The following is a 21,472-nucleotide window of genomic DNA, read 5'->3' as shown; positions in this document are numbered from 1 at the left end:
TGGTGCAATTCGTTATTCGGGAACTGCGCTTTTGGCGTAGCTGAACAGAGTAGGATTGTGCATGGCGAGCATCCGCTACGACCTATTGGATCTGCGGCTCTTTATGAACGTCGCAGAGGTCGGCAATCTCACGCGAGGCGCCACCAATACGTGCCTGTCCATCGGCGCCGCATCAATGCGCATCAAGAATCTTGAGGAAGTATTGGGTGCACGTTTGTTCTTGCGTCACAGCCAAGGCGTAACGCTCACTCCAGCAGGAGAGGCGCTGCTATTAAATGCCCGCCGCGTCTTTCAAGACCTAGAGCGGCTTCACGGAGACCTCCAGGCATTCTCTCGCGGTCTGAAAGGACAAGTCCGAATTTTTGCGAATACGACCGCAATTACCGAAATCTTGCCTGCCGCGCTTGGGACCTTCTTGGCATCTCACCCAATGGTGGACATCGATCTTGAAGAGCGGCTCAGTCCCGAGATCGCTCGAGCGGTTGCTGACGGCACCGTGGACATCGGCATACTCGCAGGCGACACTGAGACGGAAGGTGTTGAGCTCATCCCATATAGGAGCGATCGGCTCGCTCTGGCGGTGCCGCTCGGGCACCGTTTGTCTAAGGAAGCGAGTGTCGATTTTGCAGACGTAGTCCGTGAGAGCTTCGTGTCCCTGCAGAGAGGGAGCGCGATCCATGCTTTCATCGAAAACGTTGCAGGCAGTGTGGGCCTAACTCCCCACATCCGCATACGGGTATCGAGCTTCGAGTCGCTCTGCCGAATGGTTGAATCGGGCGTGGGTGTTGGACTTCTGCCGGAATCTGCCGCATCGCGACTTAGGTCAAGTCATTCCATATCCATCGTCCCATTGAACAATTCCTGGGCTGTTCGTGAACTTAAGATCTGCACGCAGAGGCTCGATAGCCTGCCTATGTTTGCACGCAACCTTGTGGATCATCTCGTGACGCACGCGGCCTCAGCTTTGAAGCCGCAGACTTCTATGAGCGAGCATTGACCGCAAACCTCGATTTTGACGATGGATTCGAAAGGAGGCCATAGCTCCTCCTCGACGATTTTGACTCCCCGCTTTGCGGGCCGAACTGCAGCTCAAGCGCTATTTCCCGGATCTTCCAACCTTACGCGAGGCTGCCAGCTGCCAATTACCAAGTGCATGCTAAGATACTGAAATCACCCACATAAACTGTGCTACATGCACACGACCGACCGACGTGCACCGGAAAACGCAAGCCATGCCAATGGCTTAACGCGTTTCGGGCATGCGCTTTTATCTCGCCGTCCTCTGTCGTTTCGTAAGCGTCCGGTCCTGACACCTCGTTGGCGTAGTGCAAAATCGCTGTATGTGGAGTTCCTTCGTAGCGTGGAGGGTCTCCGGTGAATTTGAGACATTCGAGAACACGGCGCCTAAGTCCTTCTGGGTGGTTCACGTCGAAGCGTGGCGTCAGAGCGGGCTGGCGCGCACAACCTATTGCCGCCATCACCTTCTCAACCGGCGTCGTTCGAGCGCTGGCTTGACCACCTGATGGGCAAGGAAGCAGCGCGCGAACATGCGGAATCGCAGGCACAATTGCTCCGAGAAGCGTGTCCGCAACAACGCCAGAAAGGGCCGCGCCGGCGCCAACGCCAACGTTTTGGCGTGAGCACGGATGTGCGCAATCGTGCGCTCAGGGCGTTCTGGGCAATGCATGTCGAGGCGATGAACTGGAGCGGCATGGGCGTTCGCGAATACGCCGCGGCACTGCATCTTTCGCCCTACGCGCTGCGGCGTTGGCGTGACCACTTGGAGGCTAGCGCGCGCATCTTCATCCCGCCGCCCGCCGGACCGTTAGTGATATCACTAACGGCGCGACGTCCGAAAACGGCTTGACAGCGCGTCCAGATGACACTTCCGCCGGTTCTTCACGGACGCGCAGAAGCTTGCCATCGCACCGGAAAGCGACCAGCCAGGCGTGAGTGTCTCAGCCGTCGCGCGCAAGCATGGCATCGTCACTGGGATGCTATTCCGTTGGCGCGTGCAGTTCGGCTTGCACAGAAGAAGCGGGCTAACTTGGCATCGGTGACGCTGGTAACGGACACGGCAACAGCACTCGCGTTGCAAAACCTTGGGCAGCCGCCTGACGGGATGATGGCAATCGAACTGCCGGATGGGTGGCGTGTCTTTGCACCTGCAGGCAATGATCCTGTTTGCGGCACGAGTGTTCGTCGCGAGCGGAGGGACTGCATCATGATGATCGTTGCGGCGGGAGTGAAGGTGCACCTGGTGTTGGGTCACACCGACATGACGAAAGGCCTCGACGGGCTCGCCATGCTGGTCCAGGCAATGCTGAAGCAGGACCCGTTCTCGGGTCATCTGTTTGCCTTCCGGGGAAAGAAAGCGTGGTTGCTCAAGATCCTGTTCTGGGACGGAAACGGGTTGTGTGTGGCCTCGTATGACAGGCTATGACGGCTCGATCACACTGACGCCTGCGCATCTCGCAATGCTGATCGAGGGCATCGACTGGCGCGCACCCGATCGCGCGCGATCATCCCCACCTAGCGGCGCTGGCGATCGAGCTAGGGCTAGCCGACGAGACCGTCGAGTGGCTCTTCATCGCGGCGTGCAAGATCACTTAGCCCGCCAGCCAGAAGATGCCGCTAGCCGCACCAAACGCCATGGCAATGTAGAACAGGTCCGTCCAAAGCGGTCCCGGAACGTCGCTCAAATGGTCGATAGGTGCCATGTGATCGACACGAGAGCCCCCAGAACCACGGAGATATACAGCGCGTCTTCGAAGGTCATTGTCGCTGCGAGACGACTTCAGATCGGTCGCCATTTTCGCCTCCCTAAACAGCCCGATTAACTCTCAATATCGAGCAAACGTTCCATGCTCTCCCAGCCTTTTCAGCCGTGGCACCTGACAGAGACCCGCCGGGCGCGGCACCGCCGAGCGCTTCGCTGAGTTGCCGAGTGACGCGGGAATTTCTGTCCAAGCTGGACGAGGAAGGCATCGAAACCAGGACGCACGTATTGGGCTTCATGCTCAGCACTCTTTTGAAAAGCAAAGGGGTGCCCGGCCGCCTGACAACCGTCCATCACCAGATTTGGCGATTGACCGCCGCTCGTTACGCCTGTGCATGACTGTGAACAGCGAGGACAACGCTTTGTTTCTTTTTTGTTCACCCCAAACGCAAGATAGAGTCTTCAGCATGTTTTCGATTCGAGGACACTCCGATGAAGAACAGGCATGCAGACTGGCTTAATCTCACGGCCAATGTTCAGAGTTCCACCGCCACATCCCAGCAACCTCCTATCCGCCTGAGGGATCTTCCCGGTTTTCAGGAGATTGAGGACAAGATCTTGCTCTATTCATCGATCAGAGGCGAGCTGAACCCAGAGCTTGAATTTCTGATCAACGAACTTTCGGTCAAGACATTTGGCATTGCCGCGAGCGAGACCTTCTGGCAGGACCCGCCCGGCTATGAAGACTGGCCCCTTTGGTCCGACGAACGGCAAGAGGCGGACTCTCGGTTCTTCGAACATGAAGAGAGCTTCGATACCGGACGAGCGTGTGACGACGAGGCGGTGACGATATTGTTGAAACTTGGCGTGGATTTCCGCGACGCCAAAGGAAGCCCCCTTCTATGTACCAAGTTTTTCTGCCGCCAGGCCGAGGCTGCAGCCAAAGGGGTTCTCGGGCAAATGCCTGACCGTTTAGATGTAGGATTGCAATCGTGGGCTAACGCGCTCGAGCGCGATGCACGGCAGCATATGACTAAGAAGCGGACAGGTTAGCGTCTGAGGCAACCCAAGTGAACAATGTGCAACAAATGCGTGTATCGTTGGGACCGCAATCGGTTGGGGTCGGGGCGTGCAAAATCTCTTGCGATTAGCCGCGGCATGGCCGCATTAATAGTGATGATGAATGCGACTCTCGCGGACACTAGCTACAAGCAATGCAAGGCCATCAGTAACAGTGCCGAGGTTAATTTCGATGGCACGCTTACCGTGAGCTCAAGGATGGTAGAGCGCTTTGCTCCAGACCGTCACATTGTTTCCGGTCTGAGGATTCCCAAACGTCGGGCCACGCTGGAATCCGGCCTTTGCGAACATGCCCTCGCTCGGGCCGTTTCCAGTCCGTACCGTGCATTGAAGCAACCGCGCCCCATCTTCGCGCGCGTTGCTCTGCTGCCCCCATTAACCGTGCGCCTCGGCCTTGGCGAACAAAGTCCACATGCGTGGTCACATGGGAAATCTCGGCCTGGTACCACTGCACGCGCTTGAGTTGAGCACAGCACACGACGCGATCGTCTTCCGAAAGATCGACTAGATACTCTTTTGCAGATCAAGAACGCGCCGGGTGTCGTATTTTATCGCGAGTTGGTTCTGCTCATTGAGCAGCTCGGCAATCTGGGAAGCGTGTGTCAACTCCATCGCTATCGCCCTGCTTTCCAATGTTCGTAGATTGTTTTGCGGCGGGCAAACGCCTCGGGGCCGCCTTCCATGATCCTGATGATTAGCTTCTGGGTGTCGGCGGCGTCGATGCTGGCAGAGGAAACGGCAATCCTGTCATCGGATGCGCTGAACGCGGAGACGGACTCTGAGTCTCCCAGTACCGGGAAATTTGCGTTGTGGGTCGCGAAGATGAACTGCCTGTTGGATTTGATCTTGCGGATGCGCTTCACAACTTCTTCGTAAACCGTTTGGCTGTCGAGGTCGTCTTCAGGCTGGTCGATCAGAACGAGGTCGTGTTCCTGCTGGCTCAGCAAAAAGAGCATCATCGCGGAGGCACGCTGACCGAGGGAATGCGAACGTAGAGGGCGTCCGTGATAGTTGATTTCGTAGGTGTTGGGCACCTGGAAGGTCAGGAGCGTGGGTAGCGCTCTCAAGAAGTATTCACGAAAGGCATCTGCACGTCCTTTCGCCAAGGCTGCTGCCTCGTCGAGGTTGGCGTAGATAGCCGCGAAATCCACGTACTTTCCACAGATGGCTTCGATGCTCTCACTTCGTACGCTGCTACCCTTGAGGGCGGCCTCTAGCCGCATCGTGAAGGCTTTCTTGTCGCCCTTGAACGTCGAGGTGATCTTTAGCTCAGATTGGACATTATTGATCTTGTCGAGGGCGGCGGCTGTCACCCGATACTCTTCGAGCCACTTTTCGTTGAGCGCACTGCTCGTGTTGGCGACGAGTTCTCTACGATCCGCAGCCTTAGAGGTTGCAGTCACGAGCTCAGCGATCTTCCCTTCGATCCCCCTTTTTCGGTCAGTGCTCTTGAGATAGTCGTCGGGCTGAAGCGCGGTAACACCTTTGTCGGCGAGGGTTTCGAGGAGCTCGCGCTCAACAGAGGCAAATTCTTCCTTGAGACCACCGATCGTGCCGTTCAGAGCGGCGTGCTTTTCGCCAAGCTTGTCGCGGACGATGTCGATGGCTGTTTGAACAGCCTTGATCGAGGCTACAGACGCTTTCAGTTCGGCAAGAGCTAGCGCGTAGTCGGCGAAGAAAGCGGCGTTGTATTTTGAGCCCGGGACAGCGAGAGCATCGAGCAGCTCGATGCCTTCGTCGGCTAAATCACCGACGGCTTCACTCCAACTTTCCGCCTTCTCATCGACCGAGGTCACGAACGAGGCGTCTTGATTATAGGCAAGCTGCTTTTCCAGCTTGTCCTTCACACCATGCTTGTCAAACTGTTCGATCTGATATTCGAGGGCAGCAAGCTCTTGGCGAAAACCGGTAAGCTTTTCGGTGTCGGTTTGGATCGCCTGCAGTAGCGTAACCGCTGACTTAAGCTCACCAGCCTCAGTCGCAATCGACTCACGGATAGACCGCAGAGATTCACCGACTAGCTTCTCGACCAGGTCCTTTCCAAAATCTTGGCCTGCGGCCGAGAGGTCTTTCTGCCCGAAGTAGAGCGGGTTTCGGATCACACTTTGTCTGACGGCGACGCCTCTGCGTAGGACGCCGTTCAAGTAGACTTCCGGATCGTGTCCCAAGATCCTGCGAACCTCATATTTTGATCCGAGGTGGTCAACCGCCTCGACGGTAACGCGACCGCCACTCTTCAGTACGAACGGGACGAGGTCTTCTTTGTACTTTCGATCTTGAGGTCTATCGCCGAATGGAATGTCGAGCGCCCATCGAAGGCATTCGAGCGCGGATGACTTACCACTGCCTTGGATGCCAATCAGACAGTTGAGGTGCGGCGAGAGCGGAATGCGGACACCATCCAGCAGCCCGCCTTCAAAGCGTACGGCCTCGATATAGCCGTGTGTCAGTTTGAGTGCAGCGCCCGCTGCGCGGAACTCGAAATCGCGCAGAGCGAACTTCACGGCCTCGTAGGTGAGGTCACCGAGCTTAAGAAAGGTATGCTCGCCTTTGCCAATCTGCTCGATACTCTTCGGGTCGCTACCTTCGACTTCCGCCGGGTACTGCGGCCACCATTGTTTGACCTTCGTCCGGCCGACGCGATCCGGCACATCGTGCGTGCGGACCTTCTGAAAGCCGAGGCAGTATTTCTGCACGAGCGGATTGGCGGCCAGCTCCTGCATGCGCCCGCCTTTTACTTCGTTCCAGAGCCCGCTAGACGCCTCAACATGAGCGAAGACAACGAGGAAATCGCGGTTGAACTGCTCAAGGGTCTTTAGAGTTGAAACGATGTCTTCGTTCGAGCGGGCATTCTCGTTTTCGTACTGCGTTGGCGTGCGGCCGCTGAAGGTGTTTCCGAGAAACGCGTTGATGAAGTCATGGCCGTTTTCGAGCCATTCGTCGGAAAACATAATGAGGGCATGGACACCATTTGCCCCGTCGTTGACAGAGAGTTCGACACCCGGGAGCAGGCCGATGCCTTCTTGCCTCGCAGCTCTTCTGAGAGCTCTGAATTCCTGGAGGTCGAACTTGTTGTGGTTGGTGACCACGCCGAGGCGGATTCCGGCGGCTTTAAGGGCAGCGATGTATGCGCTGACGAAATCGTTGTCTTGCCCTGTATAGGCGAACTCTTTGTCGGCCCTGGTATGCAGATGGAAGTCTACCCGGACCCAGGCGGAACCGTTAGGGAAGAATGTTTCGAAGCTATTTGCCTTTTGTTGATCGGGGAGCATTTCGCACAAGTATCACACCCACAAGCGCCGCGCGATATGGATCGTTATTTTCACAACGCCAGTATGTTGGGCGTGGCTGCCCTGCCCGCAGAAGATTGCCCCGCGTTGTGGGAGCGTCTTCTTCCCGACCAGTAATTGCACCAGCCTTCGGGCTCGGACGCGAACCATGCGCAAGGTCCCAGGCAGGGGTTGACGGTCCTCTTGAATGGCGATCCGTGTATGCTAGGTGAGCCAGGGCCTCAGCGACGCCGGCCGTGCGCTCTTTGAAGCTTCCCGCCTCGACAAAGCCAAATCTAACGATGCGGATCAACCGCCAAACGGGATCCTCGATGCCTGGACAGAGAATCGAGAAGCTTTCGTTGCAGGTATCAGGAACTCGGCTCAAGACCAACGATCCGTTGCCAACAACAACGAGGCATCCTTCGAGCCGTACCTCTCCGCCCGGGCCAAACATCGGCAGTGCCACTTCTAGGCGTCCGCTTGTGGGAGGAGGCAGCGACTGCTTCCACGGCCAGATGGAGGCGCATTCCCGCCATACCAGGCCGCAACGTATTCTTGTGGCAATCAGTCGACCGAAAGCGATTCAAACTTTTCCGCCCCTGAACGCCGCCGTTTCTACGCTCTTCTGCGCGCGGGCCGGCCTCTACCAGATGCAAGGGCGTACGTTCGGCGGCTATAGTGTATTGCGGAGGGCAATCGGCGGTATTTGGCGCACCCGACAGGATTCGAACCTGTGACCTCTGCCTTCGGAGGAAATTTTTCGGACTTTCCGTCGCGTTTCTCTTTGTACGCCATAGCTCTCTATCCATTTGATTTCACATATTTATTTTTACACCACCGCCGAATTTTGTAGGCTATGACAGGTCGAGATTTATAGCATTCGTCGCAGCAGGCTATTTGGGAAGAAAAGAACGACTCCAAGTCCCGATAAAAATGGTCCTGAAAAATGAGGACTCGTTCTTCCTCAGTGCTATTCTCGTAATACCTGCTTCTTATTCCCTACCAGTCCATGTCAGTTGCTTGGTCAAATCGGCCTGCGAGATAGTGCGCAAACTGTTCCATTTCTTCCGGTGACGCCATTGCTTGTGCATAGCTGCCATCCGCAACCATCGTGAGGATCAGAGGCAACTGATACCGTTGAATGTAAATTTCGGCGGGGGCTCGTGGGCCGCTCCACAAATGCCCAATGAATTCTTCGATGGTCCGGATCGGACCCGCGACATCGAATGAGAGGTGCTGGCCAAACGAGAACTTGCGGCTGCCGATAGGATCGGGGAGCAAGACGGGTACGGCCCCCGCGGAGGAATGGAAACTGAAAGCCTCGCCCTGCTTCCCGAATGAGCCGTGCGCCAGGAAATTGCGAAGTTCCTTACGGACAACAAGCAGCCTGTCATAGAAATCCTTTGATGCAGGGTCTGCGAGATCGAGTGCGCTCTTGTATTTGGTCGCCCAATCCGCTTCCGCAAGTTTGGCAACATCACCCGCGGTTCGCATGCCGCCGGACAGAATGCCGATATGGATGAGGACGTGCTCGGTCCAACTGAAGAATGCTTCAATTGCAGCAAGGCCAAGCCACCGGGCTTCGGTGCGCAAGCGCATTGCAGGATAGGTGATGCTCTCCCAACTGTGCCCTTCTGTCCCACCTTTTTTGACGACGCGCTCGCCCTTGCGGTCATCAGCCTCCTTCGCCTTGTTGCGGTGTGCTTCAACAAAGTACTCGAAGCGATCGAACAAGGCGGTGCTGTTGTTGTTGACGTTGACCGAAGAATCTTCAACCGCTTTTCCGGCGAGCCAGTCGAAGAACGGTCGGGCCACCTTCACGGCCTTATGGATGTGATTAACAATTTTCTCGGCGTCAGCTTCCTCGGTCGCTGGATCGTGCGCAAAGACGCCGACGCCAAATTTCCTGTGTTCAATCAGGAAGGCGCGTCCGTTAAAATCAACGGGGATAGACCAAGCGACTTTCTCAAATTTCCCAAGATTTTTGAACCCGAGAAGATCGGCCAAAACGAAATAGACTAGGTGCTGTGCGGGCAACTTTCGTCCCGCTTCCGTTCTCTTTGCCTTGAACAAGAAGTCTTTGTCCGCTTTGGTATTGTCGGTAGTAGGCGTCACCGGGCCGAGCGCGCGCCTGGCCACGTTTCGAACCGCTTCTAGCTCAGGGGGCAAATCTGTTCGCATAACACTTGCCGTCATAGTCACCGTGCTTGGTCAGCAGCTAGATTGGTAAAGGCCAGAAGCGGCCCCATGTCGTGACCGTCAGCAGCCTTCAGGGCCGCGATATACGCGGCACGCCTTTCGTCTATCTTTTGCAGATCAGAGCCGGCAGTCCAATCTATGGGTTCTGTCCCGTATATCTTGTCCAGCACGGTGTCCGCCATAATGCGCGCATGACGCCCGTTTCCGTTAGAAAACGGATGAATGAAGACAAGGCGGTGATGAAACCTGACTGCGGCCTCTTTAGGGGGATACGTCTTGTGCTCCGCCCAATAGCGCGCGTCATCCATCAGGCCACGTAGCTGAATGCCGATCTGAATTGGGTCGACGCCGATATTCTTCCCGGTCTTACGAAACGCTCCAGCCCAACCCCACACTTCGCCGAAGAGCTGACGATGAAGCTCGATCGCAAAGTCATCCGTAAGGACGTCCTTGCGTCGCGTGCGGGAAAGCCAGCGCAGCCCGGAAGCGATGTTGGCCTGCTCAAGCTCGTCCAGTTCGCCCTGCGTGGTGATGTGCTTGTGCTTCAGCCCGTCAAGTTCATTCGGGTCAAGAGGTGTCGCGCCTTCGGGATATTCGAGTTTAATGGTCACTTGTCCTCCCAGAAGTCAGGAGGCATTTCGTAGATCAGCTCGTGCATCAGCCTGGAAACTTCGTGTTGGGTCCGGCTGTCGGATACGGCTTGATCCTCAAGCGCCATATGCTTGCCCGCAGTGTTGACAATCGCCCGGGCCTTTTTCCGTGCCTGGCCGATAATTACATTCTCGATGGTGTCGGGTGGAACGAAGGCGTAGGCGAACCGGCAGCCCATTGCTTCTGCGGCAGCCTGCATGGATTTCAGGGTTACGCCGCCTTCGAGCTCGGCTTTCTCCGCCTGAGCGATGCGTGCTCGCGTGACGCCCATCCGTTTTGCAAGCTGCGCGCCGGACATGCCGAGCGCCTTGCGCACGGTTCGAATCCAGCCTTCGGTCGGTGTCTCGATATTGCTGCCCTGAGACGTATCGACAATTGCTTGGTACTGTTCTCGGACTGCCTGCTTGACACTCATTGTAAACTCATATGTTGACGAATAATTATATTACGTCAATATATTTATTGACACTTCACGCCGATTTGTCAATATATTTATTGACATTTCAGAGCCTCAAAGGGCCACTCAAGGGCTAAACGCGAAATCCGTTTCCTTTCGTTCCTAGGCCGAATCTCACTAATCTGCATTTCTTCGAACGCCCGGCAATGGACAGGGGTATGAATCAAGGTAGTTGGTTCACGCGCGGGAATGTCACGGTCGATCCTTTGTCTGCAGCATTGGCGGTGGACGACCCGGCGATCATCGAATTGCTCGACTGCGATAGCGGCGAATTTGTTGACGCAAAAAGCTGGATCGGCGGCTGGCGCTACGAACAACTGATCCGCGAACGTCTGGAGATCAAGGAGAGGCAGCTGGAGCAGCCCCGCTTCCGATGCTCTCTATGTTCCGTTCCCGTCTATCTCGTCTCAAACCAGTTCAAGCGTTTCTTCTTCCGGCATGCCATGGAAGACGGATCGTGCCCGGGTGAGACCCGCAGCCCTCTCACTCGCGAAGAAATTCTCGCGCGCAAGTATGATGGCGTGCGAGAAAGCGCGCCGCATCGGCGCATCAAAGCGCTGATTGTTCGCAGCCTGCTGACAGACCCGGCGTTCTCGGGCGTTCTGAGCGAACGCCAGTGGCGATCATCTCACGATCCCCGCAGCCGCCGTCAGCCGGACGTGCAGGCGATTGGCCCCCTGGGCCGAGTAGCTTTCGAGGTACAGCTCTCAACCACCTTTCTCGATGTTGTCGCCGCTCGCCGAAATTTCTACCGGCAGGAGGACGCTCTCCTTGTGTGGATCATGGGCGGCTTTGATCCGGACTATCGGCGACTGACGACTGACGATCTCTTCTTTTCGAACAATTCGAATTTTCTTGTGATCGACGAAGAAACGACAGCCTTGTCTGAAAACTCGGGCAAGTTTCATGTGCGCTGCCATTTTCGGCGGCCTGCCCGGAACGGAAATCAGCTTGTTGACAGCTGGGAGTCGTCACTAATCCCGTTTGACGAACTGACTTACGAAACCGCATCCCAGCGCTGCTGGCACTTCGACTATGACGGACAGGCCGAAGCGGTTCGCGCAGAGATCGAAAGAGACCGCCTCCAATGCGAGGAAGCTGCTAGCCAGGCTCTACGCGAGGGATTGTTCTCCTTCTGGCTAGAGCGAGCGCCAAACAGCCGTCCCGATCGCGACTCCATACTCGCATGGTCCGCTCTGCGTCGTGCAAGCGCGGCGCATCATGGCCTTGCGCTGCCGCCGTCGCCCGACGACGACAGCAGTCTGGTCGCTCTCATGAACGGGTTAGCGAGCGCGAAGGAAGGCCATCCGGTAGGGTGGAGTTTCAAGCACCTGATCGAAGTGGGGCATCGTATCGCTGAGGCCTACCCACATCACGTGGTGGCCTTCGGCCACGCGATCCGGCATTTCGGCATGGAGAATCTTCTGGATGCTCAAGATCGCACTGGAAAATGGAAGGCACGCAAAGTCGCGATCCGGCGTTCCTTGGAAAAGCGTGAGCCGAAATTCATGCCCGATGCCGCAAGCCTCCCCCTTCTCGTGTTGTTGATCCCGGAGGTGGGTGAAAAGTTGCAAAGCCTGATAGCGAAGGCGAACTCCATTAACGCAGCGGCGTCCTCAGAAGGAGAGACCATTAAATGACGAATTATACGCTGGCGGACTTGGAGCAGGCGAAAGCCGGACTAGCGGCTTGGAATAAGCGCTTTGACGATTACAGCGGCAACAATCCGGACAAATATCAGGCTGACATAAAGTCCGCACGTGCAAGGGTTCGCGAGATTGAATTCGCACTCAAGGCGGACGGCGCTATTCCGAAAAGCGAGCACGAGACGCTCGAAAACATGCTCGACCGGATATTTCCAAACGCGCGCAGCAAGGAGATCGTGGAGTACGAAGGTCAGAAGTATCAGCGCCGCTTCACGCCGCTTGAACGATCCCGGTCGAGGAAATCTGTGACCGTCTGGGATAAGTCATGGGTAAAGTTGCAGGACTGAAGTCCGCCGTCCGCCGGAGGCTGCCAAATTGTCGACTATGCCAAAAAGCGAGTGGTCTCGGCTGTGGACAATCGCTCATGCTCGGCGATCAGGAAGGTCACGTACGTCCGGATCAAGTTGCAATAGAGCCGTCCCTCAGACGGTCCAATCTCAATGCCTTCCTTCAGATCCCGGCCGTGGCGAATGCCACCGCCTGTGGGTGAGGAGAGGTATCCATGCAGCGTAGTGAGCCAATTCAAGACCTGCTCGAAGGTCGTACCCTTGTGGTGCTTTCTCAGTGCGTCAGCGATCTTGTTGAAATATTTCCCTTCGATTGTCGTGTCTCCGGCGCTTAAGCCTCGAAACGCGGTCGCCACCGACTCCATCAGCCAAAGGATTTCTTGCACAGCCTGCCTCGGCCTGCCTTCTGCGAGAAGCTGTTCGGAGTTCTTGAACGACTCGCGGATTGTCTCCTGCGCCCTTTCATCCAATGACACATATCGCTCGGGAACCGGAATCGGCTGGTGAAGACCGATTACCACAAGGTCCGGCGGTCGGATTTCATATCCCGCGTTGTTCTCGGCGAGAATGCGGTTCATCCGTCCAACATCGGGCACGACGAATCCGGAATGCGCCAGACCTTCGCAGCCATCGAAAAAAGCTTCGATAAAGAGCGGCGCATTGTCAGCGGCGTGGGACATGTATCTATCAAGGTCAGACTCTGCCCAGCTCTCGCTGGAACTGGTTGACGAGGTTGCACCGATTACACCCGCAAAATAGCGCTTGAAGTGCTCGAGGATGGCCTGCCGGCTGTTGCCCTGGCTCGCGATCTTGCCAACGAGTGTATTGAACTCGCGGTTCACTCCGTCCGGAATCTTACCCGGTGAGTCAAATCGCCACTGTCCGTTGAAATTCACTTCTTATGCTCCGCAGTCATTATTTATGAACCGCACGCCGTTCGGTTGATGCCACCACATCGGGAACTGGCGACTCAATCCTGCGCGCCGCGTTTAGCGCGGCGCTTCCGTGGGCCGGGTCATTTAGAAGCGGCACAATCCTCGGCAGGTCCGAACGATCGCCATATGCTCCGACAACCCGCAGGCAAAAACCAATCTGCTCAGGCCGAGTCCCCACACCGAAAGGACCGTCCGGAAACAGGGAAACTGGATCATCGTCGCTGTCCAGCACCAGCCTGCAAATACTCAGGATAGAACCAGCCGACCATTCCAGAAGCTTGGCTTCATCGGCGTCTTGGCTGTTCCAGCGGTCCCTGCTGATCCGAATGACGACATCGAGCGAAGCCGGATGGAGCCTGCTCAAATTTTGCCAGTCGCCTAATGTTCGCTGAATGTACTCTTCCTTCGATATGTCGGGTTCATAGAACGCGCGCAGAATGGATGCGGCGAGGTGCCAGGCCTGTTCCACGGCACTCTTCGCTTCTGAAGTCGAACTCCCTGACGCGCGGAGCGCCGCCAGTGCCTTTACGGCAACTGTGAAACAACCGACAGAATCCTGTACGGAATGCGTCGGTACACGCGGCAGCCTGGCGAGCTCCTGGAGCCGGGGGGCTGCCTCGATGAATGGGTGCTGCGCTATCTCCGCGATCAGGAATGAGAAGAACATTGATTCGCTGTTCGACGTGTGAAGAGCGAACAGCAGGAGCTTGTCCCTGTCGGCTGGGTTCATTTCGTTGAACGCTTCCGCGTATAGACCATCGAACGGATGGTCATAAATGCAGCCGTAGAAGGCGTACGCGAGATCGTTCGTATACTCATGCGGTTCGCCGAAAACGATGAGATCTCGTTCGCGGCGAACATCGTCGATCGTGAGCCCGTCCCCCAAGGCGTCCAGTGCTTTCATGATCTCGATGACCATGCTGTTAAGGATAACATCGCGGTCTGTCAGCCACGTCTCTGCTTCCTGGGCTAATGCGGTGCGTGCCTCGTCGCTCATATGATCCGCGTGGGTGTGAACGAACATTTCTGTGGCAAGCCTGATATGATAGATGCCGCTTCTCCAGGCATGGATGGTGATTGCCACGGCATCGTAAGGCGGTTCACCCTGCTGCCTCCAAGGGTGGCAATTTTCAATCAGGAAATAGAGTTGCCCGTAGCTTAGCTTCGCAACACCCGTCAGCGCCGCGGCGACGTGTTTGTAAGAAAGATCGTGATCGGCTTTAATCTGCGCCATCCGGCAGTTCTGAAGAAGGTTCGAGAGTTCGCCCAGCTCCGAATTGTAGGGCGTCACGTAGACCGATGCGAAGATTGCGCTTCGCCAGCCAATCCTTTTGTCAGGATGCTTTCTTCTCAATTCGGCAACCGTGCGCCCGATCGCGGCATCCACCACGGCGAGCATTGAAAGCATGGCCTCGAACAGCTCGCTGTCCTGTGCTGCGAAGACGGCAAATCGAAGATAGGATCGATCCTCTTGGGAAAGCGTGGCGGCGCCACCGGCATGTATCGTCACCGGCGAATATCTGCCACGCTCCTCCTTCTGCTCGTCATAACGGGCATCCATTTCCCCGTATCGTCGGCCCAACACGATAAGTGCTGCCTTCGTTCGGTCGATGATGGTGCGGCGAACCGGGCTTCCGCAGCGTCCCATCAGCGCGTCCGCCAGAAGCTCAAGGGACTTTACTGACGCAAGCGCAGCATCAATCTCGCGCGCCGCCGAAAGTGAGCCCAGCACATATTCGGCAAGCTCCTCGTTGATAGGGTCGGCCAGCAATTTTCCGATAGAGGCCGAGTTCACCGCATGAAGAAGCAGATGTTCGGCGGCAAAGAACAGCTGTAGCATTTCATGCCTGAAAGAAACGCGCATACCTTTGATTTCGAGCAAGCCGGAGCGCACGGCTATCTCATGCACGTTTCCCTCGTGAGCAAGATCCCCGCACGCGGTGGCCAACACGCGCCGGAACTCTGCGGTTGATACGCTGTACGTAAATCTCTCGCGCATCAAGACGGCGAGCTGGCGCAGCGCCCGAAAGGCAACCGCACTGTCCCGGTCAGAGCCGAGCTTTGCCCTGGAGTATGACTGGTAGAGCGCGAAGCGGCTCGAAGTTGCCTCATCATCGCCGAGCACGTTGGCCAGGACCATCGCATCATGAGCCGTCGAGACAATGTCCGCAGCGGGAAACGCGAGCTGAACCACAAGCTGGGCAGAGTGCGCGGTGACAAGCGCGTCTTTCAGCTCCGCGGTCAGAGGCGGCATTTGTACCTCGCTACCCGCAAGGATCGGTGGAAGTGGCAGAGGTTGCTGGCTCGAGAGGATGACTGGACAAAGGTGGCGCAGTCGTAACGCCTGCAGCGACCGGATCAGCTTGTCTCGAAGATCGGCCGGGCATTCATTGATAGCGTCTACAATCAAGACCGGCACCTTGCCGGTCTTCGCGCAAGTGCCCAGCAGCTGCACCGGACTCAACAGCGTCGAGGCCGCCGTCGTCTCGGCGAGCAGCAGACCGAGCTTGCCTTGAAACTCAGCGGCACGAAGTGGAATGGGCACGTATGCGGATTCATCCAGAAGCAGGCTAAGATGAGCAAGAAGGTGGGATTTGCCGCTGCCTGACGGACCTGAGACCAGCAGGTTGCGGCCATCGCGTAGCGAACCCGCGAGGTCGGAAAGCGTCATGGAGCCGTCGGTCGACTGGAGCGGAAGCTGCACATAGGGGCCAAGGTCACGTCGTACGAGTTCGCGGAGGCGCTTGATGTATGCGGCGATCTCCGCGTGTTCCTCGGGAGCAATGACATGGGCCTCAGACTGGAGGCCAAGTCTGGATGCCAGGTCGCGCCAAGCATCAAGGGGATATGGCGTCCCTGGTGTCGGCATACTCAGCTTCGTTAAGGCAAGGTCGTATCCGCCAATTGCTACCTTCTGGTCGCCCGACGGAACAGCCGAACCGGCTGGCAGTTGCGGGTAGCCGCAGAGTACACCATGTAGCGCAAGATACGGCTGGCTTCCGTTTGCGGGCGCCAGTCCTGCTTCCTTCAGCGCGTCGCTCACAGCAAATCGGGCATTGACTGCCTGCCTATACGGGTTTTCGCCGCGCAATGGCGTCCAGTTCTCGGGAGCGTCACCCCTTTCCTCCCATGCTCCGTTTTCGCCGCCCCGGACCGCCCTTGCAAAACCCTTCACTTCGACTACAGCAGCAGCGTGCTCGGTCGCCACGATGAAATCGATCTGCCGCGATACGCCCCCGGTCTTTAAAACGACGTTGGCGAGAATGATTGCCGACCTACCGGCTTTTTCCAGATCGGCGACGAGACGGCTGAGAAAGCGCCGCTCCGAAAGCTGTGTGACAGGTTCCCCGAAATAGATTTCGATCTGGCTAGGCTTTGCTGCCAGCGCATGAGGCCAGTTCGCTGTTTGCGTTTCGGTCATGTTCTTCTCAAGACTCCTGGACGCCCCAGCAGTGTTCCTCGCTTTGCTTCGCATCCCGGCGTTTCTGCTTTGCTTCGCGCAGCCGCCAAAACACCGCCGCCTCGGGAACGAGTCTTCCCTAAGGGTGACTAGACCTTCTCTACCCTTTAGTCGGATTTGTTGTCTCTATTGACATTGATCGTACATGCAAACTCGCCCAGCCTAAAAGCGTTTTCGGGAGCTTCCTTCGTTGACGAAAATACAGTCCTCTCAGTAGGCTGACCCTGATTCACTTATTCGAGAGCGTTCAAGATGGCAGAACTGCTTCGAAGCGAAAGCGACACCGATCACCGCTACCGTGTCACGCGTATACCACGCGGATATCTCGTTTCATGTGCCCAGAAAGGGGAAACAGGTCTTATGCTGGGTCCTTCCGAGTGGCTGTACCGAACTCAGGAGGCGGCGGAGAGAGGGTTGGATTTGGTGATGCTGATGAACGGGTGGTGGACGGCCATGACGCGCGGATACCCGGTTGGCGATTTGCCCGCGAGATGCGAAATCGCTGCCGCAGAGCATAAGCGGGCGGTCGAACGTCTTAGTGACCAGCCGCTGATTGGCCGCGAAGTCGCGGAGTTGCGCGAGAACGAGGAGAACGACGACCGCTAAGATGGCAAGGGTGAGCGCCACGACTTGTTGATTGTTCCTCATCCTTCCCGTGTATGACGATAAAGGAAGAACGGCCCATAAACCGTAGCGCTGCGCGCGGCCGGCAATAGCGGGCGGTTGTCGCGCGTAGGACGGAGGACATTGGCCCCCGCCGCGGGCGGTGAACGGGACAGCCATAGGACCGTCAGCATAGGGTCGGCCGGAGGGGGATTTCGCTGGCCACTGCGATTGACGCCGAACATGGTTCTTTTTCTCAAGATCAAGCTGAAACAAGATGTCGCGCGGTCTCTGAAACCTATTGGGCGCTACGCTCGGCAACGAAGTGCAAAACGCGGCGAGGGTGGGTAGTGGGAAAGGCGGTGGCGTTCTAGCGCTACCATAATCAACCAAACCAATTTCATGAGCCGATGCATCCTATTCGCCCCGAAATGGGCCGCCATCGTGCACCGCGTCATCGTCGAGCAGACTTCGATGGCATTTTTTTCCACAGGAGAGTGCGTCGAAATTGGTACGTTCTCTTGTGCTTCCGTAGTGCTTCCGCGCAAAAAGCGCGAGAACACCTGTCAAAGTCATCCTCAACCAACTATCTGATATTTATGTCGAAAATGGCGCACCCGACAAGATTCGAAGCTGTGACCTCTGCCTTCGGAGGGCAGAGCCAGACATTCGCTGCCCACCGTTATGAATGACAGCTGGGTTGAGAAAATGGTCGCAGTGTTGGCGCGGAGCAATGCCCAAATAGGAACCCTCTCCGGGGCTTTAGGGCCCCTTCGGTTCTGAGTTTCGAGCCAGCCGTACGCCTGGGCCGCCACCATTTGCCGGAATGAACTCGATGCCGGCGGTCTCGAACGCTAGCCGAATTGCGTCGATCGTCGAACTCTTTAGCTGTTCGCCCCGTTCAAGACGGGCGATCGTATCAGGCGATACCTCCGCGTTTCGAGCAAGGTCTCGCGTTCCCCACCCCAGCGCGACGCGCGCCATTTTGCATTGAATTGCATTCATTTCGTAACGCAGATACGATTTGTGTTGATCTTCAGGCCAATTGCCATTATCGTAACCCTGATACGATTTAATCGTCCTAGCGGCCGCCAAGGGTGTTCAACCGCCGTTAGCGACCTAACCATAATCTAAGCTGTTTGGAGCTCGGATCATGACTGATTCCGACCATAGCATGAGTTTTCGGCGCGTCACGCGGCGGCTAGCGCTTGGCGGGTTGTTTGTCGTCAGCGGTGGGTGGACTTTTGGCGGGAATGCGCAGGCCCGGGCGACAGACGGTGTGCCGGCTCCAGCACTAGACCCAGCGGTGGCGGTGTGGCGCGATTGGAATGCTGCATATGAGCAAGCTATGTGGCGCTGTGACCGGCTGCAGGAACTCGAGGCAGCAGTTGCCGAACGAGTCGATGCACTGTGGACGGTTGTGAGCATCCCTGGCGGCGAGGAGACCATCGTTTGCTCGAAGGCAGCGCTAGACAGGATTGTCGGCGAGCGAACGGACATGGCGGCTATCCGCGCCAAGGCCGAAGCTGAACTCGACGCGCGACAAGCACATTTCGAGGTGGTTGCGACGGAGATCGGCTATTTCGAGGGACTGAGGGCTGAGCAGGCAGGCTTTGCACGGGTCGCGGCGCTGCTGGAGGCGCTTTCCGGGACGCCCGCCGTCTCGCTTTCAGGCGTTGTCGGCAAGCTCGATGCGGTGTTGCGCAACGGCGCGGACTGGGAAGATCGTTCTGCCTTTCCCTGGCCACAAATCCGCTCGGCGCGCGAGGATCTGATGCGGATCGGGCGCCAGCTGACACCGCATGCGTTTTTCCCGGGCGGGTAGACGGTGAGGCTTGTCTCTCCCCTGCCCTACCGGACAATTCGCCGGGTGGCTTCATTGCATTTGGCTTCACGGCGGAGCCGGTCAAGGTCAAGGCGGGTTGGCGCCAAGGCCTTGACCGGCGTTTCCAGCGTCGCGACAGTCGGCATCCTGCGTCTGCTTAGGAGAGGGCGCCGAATGCAGGTCTTTGCGCGCCACGTTGCTACGACCGCATTTTCCCCCTTCCCGGCCAGCATATCTGGCAGCTTCATCCCCGCTTCGACACAACGAAGCGAGGAAGCCTATGGCAGAAGACAACATGACGGCCGCCGACGCGCGGCACTCTCCGAACGAGCGCGCCGACAGGCCCAAAACCCATCCGGCGATCCTTGCTCTCGCCTGGCTGATCGGCCGCAGCATCGCAAGAGAGCGCTTCGCAAACGCAACGGACAGCAAAGACGTCCCCAAATCTCACGCTCCCAAGGCAGAACCACCGGGCGAAAGAGCCGGCGACGGCAATTCCGACACCAGCTAGACCGAGAGAGAACCGCTCATGACCATGCGCGTAGCACTTTATGCCCGCTACTCTTCAGACCAGCAGCGGGCAGCCTCGATCGAGGACCAGTTCCGGCTCTGCCGCGAACATGCGGCGCGCGAAGACTGGGAGATCGCCGGCACCTACCAGGATGCCGGCATCTCCGGCGCAAGCCAGATCCTGCGGCCCGGCATCCAGAAGCTGGTCCGCGACGCCCAATGCGGGTTGTTCCAGCTGGTGCTGGCCGAGGCCCTTGACCGCATTTCCCGCGACCAGGCCGACATCGCAACACTCTACAAACATTTGAAGTTCGCCGGCGTGCCGATCGTCACCCTCGCAGAGGGTGCGATCTCCGAACTGCATGTCGGCCTCAAGGGCACGATGAACGCCTTGTTTCTCGGGGACCTCGCCATGAGGACCCGGCGCGGATTGCGCGGCCGCGTCGAACTCGGCAAGTCCGGCGGCGGGCTGTGTTACGGCTATCGTGTCGTCAGGCGTGTCGACGAGCGCGGCGAACAGATCAAGGGCGACCGCGAGATCGACGCTGCTCAGGCCGACGTCGTCCGCCGCATCTTCCGGGAGTTTGCCACCGGCATCAGTCCGCGCGCGATCGCCAAGAACCTCAACGACCAGGGTATATCAGGACCTGCCGGCAAGCTGTGGAACGACACCACGATCCGCGGTCACGTCAGGCGCTGCACGGGCATCATCAACAACGAACTCTATGTCGGTCGACTGGTGTGGAACCGCCAGCGCTATGTGAAGGATCCCGCAACCGGCAAGCGTGTCTCCCGCCTCAATCCGGAGAGCGAATGGATCGTCACCGATGTGCCGGAGTTGCGCATCGTAAGCGACGAACTCTGGCAAGCGGTCAAGGCGCGCCAGATCGATATCGCCGACAGGTCCGTCAACCAGACCACGGCGGTCCGCGCTCACCACATGCGCAACCGGCTGAACAGCGCCCGCCGGCCGAAGTCGCTGCTGTCGGGACTTGTGTTTTGCGGGTGCTGCGAGGGGCCCTATTCCTTGCGCAGCGTCGACCGCTTCGCCTGCTCCAGCCACACCAGCAATGGCTCATGCCCGAACAAGCGCACCATAGCGCGGAGCGAACTGGAACAGCGGGTGCTCGCCGGCCTGAAGAACAGGATGATGGCACCGGAGGCAGCCGCGGTTGCGATAAGGGCCTACGCCGAGGAGACGAACCGCCTCAACCGCGAGCGCCGCGCCAATGCCGATGGCTGGAACGCAGAACTGGTGAAGGTCGAGAAGCAGATCCGCAGCATCATCGAGGCGATCAAGGCCGGCATGTTTCAGGTGAGCATGAAGGCCGAGATGGACGCGCTCGAGATACGCAAGGCCGATCTCATGAACCAGCTGACCGCCGCTCCCCAGGACAAGCCAGACCTGCTGCCGAGCATATCGTCACTCTATGCGCGGAAGGTGGCGCATCTGACCGAGGCGCTCAACTATCCGGACGACCGGCCGCAGGCCGCAACCGCGCTGCGATCGTTGATCGAGAAGATCGTTCTGACCCCTGGCGCGAAGCGCGGCGAGATCGAAGCTACGCTGTATGGGGAACTGGGCAAGATCCTGAACTGGACCGAGCGGCAGGCTGCTGGGTCTGCAAACAAAAACACTCCCGGAGCAGGGCTCACGGGAGTGTCGTTATCAATGGTTGCGGGGACAGGATTTGAACCTGTGACCTTCAGGTTATGAGCCTGACGAGCTACCGGGCTGCTCCACCCCGCGCCACCGGACATTTTTGCG

Annotated in this window: 20 protein-coding genes, 1 tRNA gene and 1 pseudogene; 13 read left to right on the top strand and 9 right to left on the bottom strand. The window is 57.6% G+C overall.

Annotated features, from left to right (window positions below; genetic code table 11):
* The first annotated feature begins 61 nt into the window (after positions 1–61).
* The 6 genes from HNQ95_RS28340 (at position 62) to HNQ95_RS28325 (ending at position 3,772) form a co-directional block, all read left to right on the top strand.
* Entirely contained in the window at positions 62–997 is a 936-nt protein-coding gene (locus HNQ95_RS28340) for a LysR family transcriptional regulator (protein ID WP_182575767.1), read from the top strand.
* Between the two features lie 343 nt (positions 998–1,340).
* Positions 1,341–1,523 carry an IS66 family insertion sequence element accessory protein TnpA gene (gene tnpA, locus HNQ95_RS34295; RefSeq protein ID WP_417281678.1) on the top strand — a complete coding sequence of 61 codons (183 nt, stop codon included), beginning with the start codon at positions 1,341–1,343 and terminating at the stop codon, positions 1,521–1,523.
* Positions 1,523–1,867: a hypothetical protein gene (locus HNQ95_RS33830; RefSeq protein ID WP_246341020.1), complete on the top strand. Its 345-nt coding sequence runs from the start codon at positions 1,523–1,525 to the stop codon at positions 1,865–1,867. The genes tnpA and HNQ95_RS33830 overlap by 1 nt, the downstream gene beginning before the upstream one ends.
* Before the next feature lie 82 nt (positions 1,868–1,949).
* Positions 1,950–2,060 carry a transposase gene (locus HNQ95_RS33825; protein WP_312874169.1) on the top strand — a complete coding sequence of 37 codons (111 nt, stop codon included), beginning with the start codon at positions 1,950–1,952 and terminating at the stop codon, positions 2,058–2,060.
* Positions 2,057–2,443 (top strand): IS66 family insertion sequence element accessory protein TnpB, encoded by a 387-nt coding sequence (tnpB, locus tag HNQ95_RS33820; RefSeq protein ID WP_312874170.1) that lies wholly within the window; start codon positions 2,057–2,059, stop codon positions 2,441–2,443. The genes HNQ95_RS33825 and tnpB overlap by 4 nt, the downstream gene beginning before the upstream one ends.
* A 768-nt stretch (positions 2,444–3,211) precedes the next feature.
* Positions 3,212–3,772 (top strand): hypothetical protein, encoded by a 561-nt coding sequence (locus HNQ95_RS28325; RefSeq protein ID WP_182575766.1) that lies wholly within the window; start codon positions 3,212–3,214, stop codon positions 3,770–3,772.
* A 208-nt stretch (positions 3,773–3,980) separates the two neighbouring features.
* Here the strand turns inward: HNQ95_RS28325 and HNQ95_RS34255 are convergent.
* Both HNQ95_RS34255 and HNQ95_RS28315 read right to left on the bottom strand, forming a co-directional pair.
* Positions 3,981–4,301: pseudogene (locus HNQ95_RS34255) on the bottom strand (GNAT family N-acetyltransferase); the annotation flags it as partial.
* A gap of 112 nt (positions 4,302–4,413) precedes the next feature.
* The gene (locus HNQ95_RS28315) at positions 4,414–7,071 is read right to left on the bottom strand and encodes a TrlF family AAA-like ATPase (RefSeq protein WP_246341022.1); all 2,658 of its coding nucleotides are present in this window, start codon (positions 7,069–7,071) and stop codon (positions 4,414–4,416) included.
* Positions 7,072–7,297: 226 nt separating this feature from the next.
* Here HNQ95_RS28315 and HNQ95_RS34305 point away from each other — a divergent pair, with 226 nt between their 5' ends.
* Complete coding sequence (locus HNQ95_RS34305) at positions 7,298–7,543, top strand: hypothetical protein (protein ID WP_512747408.1); 246 nt, start codon at positions 7,298–7,300, stop codon at positions 7,541–7,543.
* 527 nt (positions 7,544–8,070) lie between these two features.
* On the opposite strand, the gene HNQ95_RS28310 is transcribed toward HNQ95_RS34305, so the two are convergent.
* The 3 genes from HNQ95_RS28310 to HNQ95_RS28300 are packed head-to-tail and all read right to left on the bottom strand — an operon-like array spanning position 8,071 to position 10,336.
* Positions 8,071–9,252 carry a hypothetical protein gene (locus HNQ95_RS28310; RefSeq protein WP_182585844.1) on the bottom strand — a complete coding sequence of 394 codons (1,182 nt, stop codon included), beginning with the start codon at positions 9,250–9,252 and terminating at the stop codon, positions 8,071–8,073.
* Between the two features lie 17 nt (positions 9,253–9,269).
* The gene (locus HNQ95_RS28305; RefSeq protein ID WP_182575763.1) at positions 9,270–9,881 is read right to left on the bottom strand and encodes a mobile mystery protein B; all 612 of its coding nucleotides are present in this window, start codon (positions 9,879–9,881) and stop codon (positions 9,270–9,272) included.
* A complete protein-coding gene (locus tag HNQ95_RS28300; protein WP_182575762.1) occupies positions 9,878–10,336 on the bottom strand; it encodes a mobile mystery protein A in 459 nt (152 codons plus the stop codon). Before HNQ95_RS28300 ends, HNQ95_RS28305 begins: the two co-directional genes overlap by 4 nt.
* A 188-nt stretch (positions 10,337–10,524) precedes the next feature.
* Here HNQ95_RS28300 and HNQ95_RS28295 point away from each other — a divergent pair, with 188 nt between their 5' ends.
* Together HNQ95_RS28295 and HNQ95_RS28290 are read left to right on the top strand one after the other, a co-directional pair.
* Positions 10,525–12,018 carry a DUF6035 family protein gene (locus tag HNQ95_RS28295; protein ID WP_210289175.1) on the top strand — a complete coding sequence of 498 codons (1,494 nt, stop codon included), beginning with the start codon at positions 10,525–10,527 and terminating at the stop codon, positions 12,016–12,018.
* Positions 12,015–12,371 (top strand): hypothetical protein, encoded by a 357-nt coding sequence (locus HNQ95_RS28290; protein WP_182575760.1) that lies wholly within the window; start codon positions 12,015–12,017, stop codon positions 12,369–12,371. Before HNQ95_RS28295 ends, HNQ95_RS28290 begins: the two co-directional genes overlap by 4 nt.
* A 35-nt stretch (positions 12,372–12,406) precedes the next feature.
* Here HNQ95_RS28290 and HNQ95_RS28285 read toward each other — a convergent pair whose 3' ends face one another.
* Together HNQ95_RS28285 and HNQ95_RS28280 are read right to left on the bottom strand one after the other, a co-directional pair.
* Positions 12,407–13,267: a hypothetical protein gene (locus HNQ95_RS28285; protein WP_182575759.1), complete on the bottom strand. Its 861-nt coding sequence runs from the start codon at positions 13,265–13,267 to the stop codon at positions 12,407–12,409.
* A gap of 19 nt (positions 13,268–13,286) precedes the next feature.
* Entirely contained in the window at positions 13,287–16,727 is a 3,441-nt protein-coding gene (locus tag HNQ95_RS28280; RefSeq protein ID WP_182575758.1) for a nuclease-related domain-containing protein, read from the bottom strand.
* Positions 16,728–17,018: 291 nt separating this feature from the next.
* On the opposite strand from HNQ95_RS28280, the gene HNQ95_RS28275 reads away from it, so the two are divergent.
* Positions 17,019–17,372, top strand: a complete 354-nt coding sequence (locus HNQ95_RS28275) for a hypothetical protein (protein ID WP_182575757.1) — start codon at positions 17,019–17,021, stop codon at positions 17,370–17,372.
* A 759-nt stretch (positions 17,373–18,131) separates the two neighbouring features.
* On the opposite strand, the gene HNQ95_RS33815 is transcribed toward HNQ95_RS28275, so the two are convergent.
* Complete coding sequence (locus HNQ95_RS33815; protein ID WP_246341021.1) at positions 18,132–18,374, bottom strand: helix-turn-helix domain-containing protein; 243 nt, start codon at positions 18,372–18,374, stop codon at positions 18,132–18,134.
* Positions 18,375–18,585: 211 nt separating this feature from the next.
* Between HNQ95_RS33815 and HNQ95_RS28270 the strand changes: the two genes are divergently transcribed.
* The 3 genes from HNQ95_RS28270 to HNQ95_RS28260 all read left to right on the top strand — a co-directional run bounded on the left by HNQ95_RS28270 (position 18,586) and on the right by HNQ95_RS28260 (position 21,421).
* Entirely contained in the window at positions 18,586–19,194 is a 609-nt protein-coding gene (locus tag HNQ95_RS28270) for a hypothetical protein (protein ID WP_182575756.1), read from the top strand.
* 280 nt (positions 19,195–19,474) lie between these two features.
* Complete coding sequence (locus HNQ95_RS28265) at positions 19,475–19,705, top strand: hypothetical protein (RefSeq protein WP_182575755.1); 231 nt, start codon at positions 19,475–19,477, stop codon at positions 19,703–19,705.
* Between the two features lie 18 nt (positions 19,706–19,723).
* The gene (locus HNQ95_RS28260; RefSeq protein ID WP_182575792.1) at positions 19,724–21,421 is read left to right on the top strand and encodes a recombinase family protein; all 1,698 of its coding nucleotides are present in this window, start codon (positions 19,724–19,726) and stop codon (positions 21,419–21,421) included.
* Here HNQ95_RS28260 and HNQ95_RS28255 read toward each other — a convergent pair.
* Positions 21,378–21,454 (bottom strand) — tRNA-Met (locus HNQ95_RS28255). The two genes, HNQ95_RS28260 and HNQ95_RS28255, sit on opposite strands and share 44 nt — an antisense overlap.
* Positions 21,455–21,472 lie beyond the last annotated feature (18 nt).

This window comes from Aminobacter ciceronei, assembly GCF_014138625.1.
GTDB classification, from domain to species: domain Bacteria; phylum Pseudomonadota; class Alphaproteobacteria; order Rhizobiales; family Rhizobiaceae; genus Aminobacter; species Aminobacter ciceronei.
This window is presented reverse-complemented; position numbering and strand designations above follow the sequence as displayed.

What these genes read in the sequence shown, in the direction of transcription:
- HNQ95_RS28340 (WP_182575767.1), top strand. Translation starts at nt 62, where the DNA reads ATGGCGAGCATCCGCTACGACCTATTGGATCTGCGGCTCTTTATGAAC.
- tnpA (WP_417281678.1), top strand. Translation starts at nt 1,341, where the DNA reads ATGTGGAGTTCCTTCGTAGCGTGGAGGGTCTCCGGTGAATTTGAGACA.
- HNQ95_RS33830 (WP_246341020.1), top strand. Translation starts at nt 1,523, where the DNA reads ATGGGCAAGGAAGCAGCGCGCGAACATGCGGAATCGCAGGCACAATTG.
- HNQ95_RS28325 (WP_182575766.1), top strand. Translation starts at nt 3,212, where the DNA reads ATGAAGAACAGGCATGCAGACTGGCTTAATCTCACGGCCAATGTTCAG.
- HNQ95_RS28315 (WP_246341022.1), bottom strand. Translation starts at nt 7,071, where the DNA reads ATGCTCCCCGATCAACAAAAGGCAAATAGCTTCGAAACATTCTTCCCT.
- HNQ95_RS28310 (WP_182585844.1), bottom strand. Translation starts at nt 9,252, where the DNA reads ATGCGAACAGATTTGCCCCCTGAGCTAGAAGCGGTTCGAAACGTGGCC.
- HNQ95_RS28300 (WP_182575762.1), bottom strand. Translation starts at nt 10,336, where the DNA reads ATGAGTGTCAAGCAGGCAGTCCGAGAACAGTACCAAGCAATTGTCGAT.
- HNQ95_RS28295 (WP_210289175.1), top strand. Translation starts at nt 10,525, where the DNA reads ATGGACAGGGGTATGAATCAAGGTAGTTGGTTCACGCGCGGGAATGTC.
- HNQ95_RS28290 (WP_182575760.1), top strand. Translation starts at nt 12,015, where the DNA reads ATGACGAATTATACGCTGGCGGACTTGGAGCAGGCGAAAGCCGGACTA.
- HNQ95_RS28280 (WP_182575758.1), bottom strand. Translation starts at nt 16,727, where the DNA reads ATGACCGAAACGCAAACAGCGAACTGGCCTCATGCGCTGGCAGCAAAG.
- HNQ95_RS28275 (WP_182575757.1), top strand. Translation starts at nt 17,019, where the DNA reads ATGGCAGAACTGCTTCGAAGCGAAAGCGACACCGATCACCGCTACCGT.
- HNQ95_RS33815 (WP_246341021.1), bottom strand. Translation starts at nt 18,374, where the DNA reads ATGAATGCAATTCAATGCAAAATGGCGCGCGTCGCGCTGGGGTGGGGA.
- HNQ95_RS28265 (WP_182575755.1), top strand. Translation starts at nt 19,475, where the DNA reads ATGGCAGAAGACAACATGACGGCCGCCGACGCGCGGCACTCTCCGAAC.
- HNQ95_RS28260 (WP_182575792.1), top strand. Translation starts at nt 19,724, where the DNA reads ATGACCATGCGCGTAGCACTTTATGCCCGCTACTCTTCAGACCAGCAG.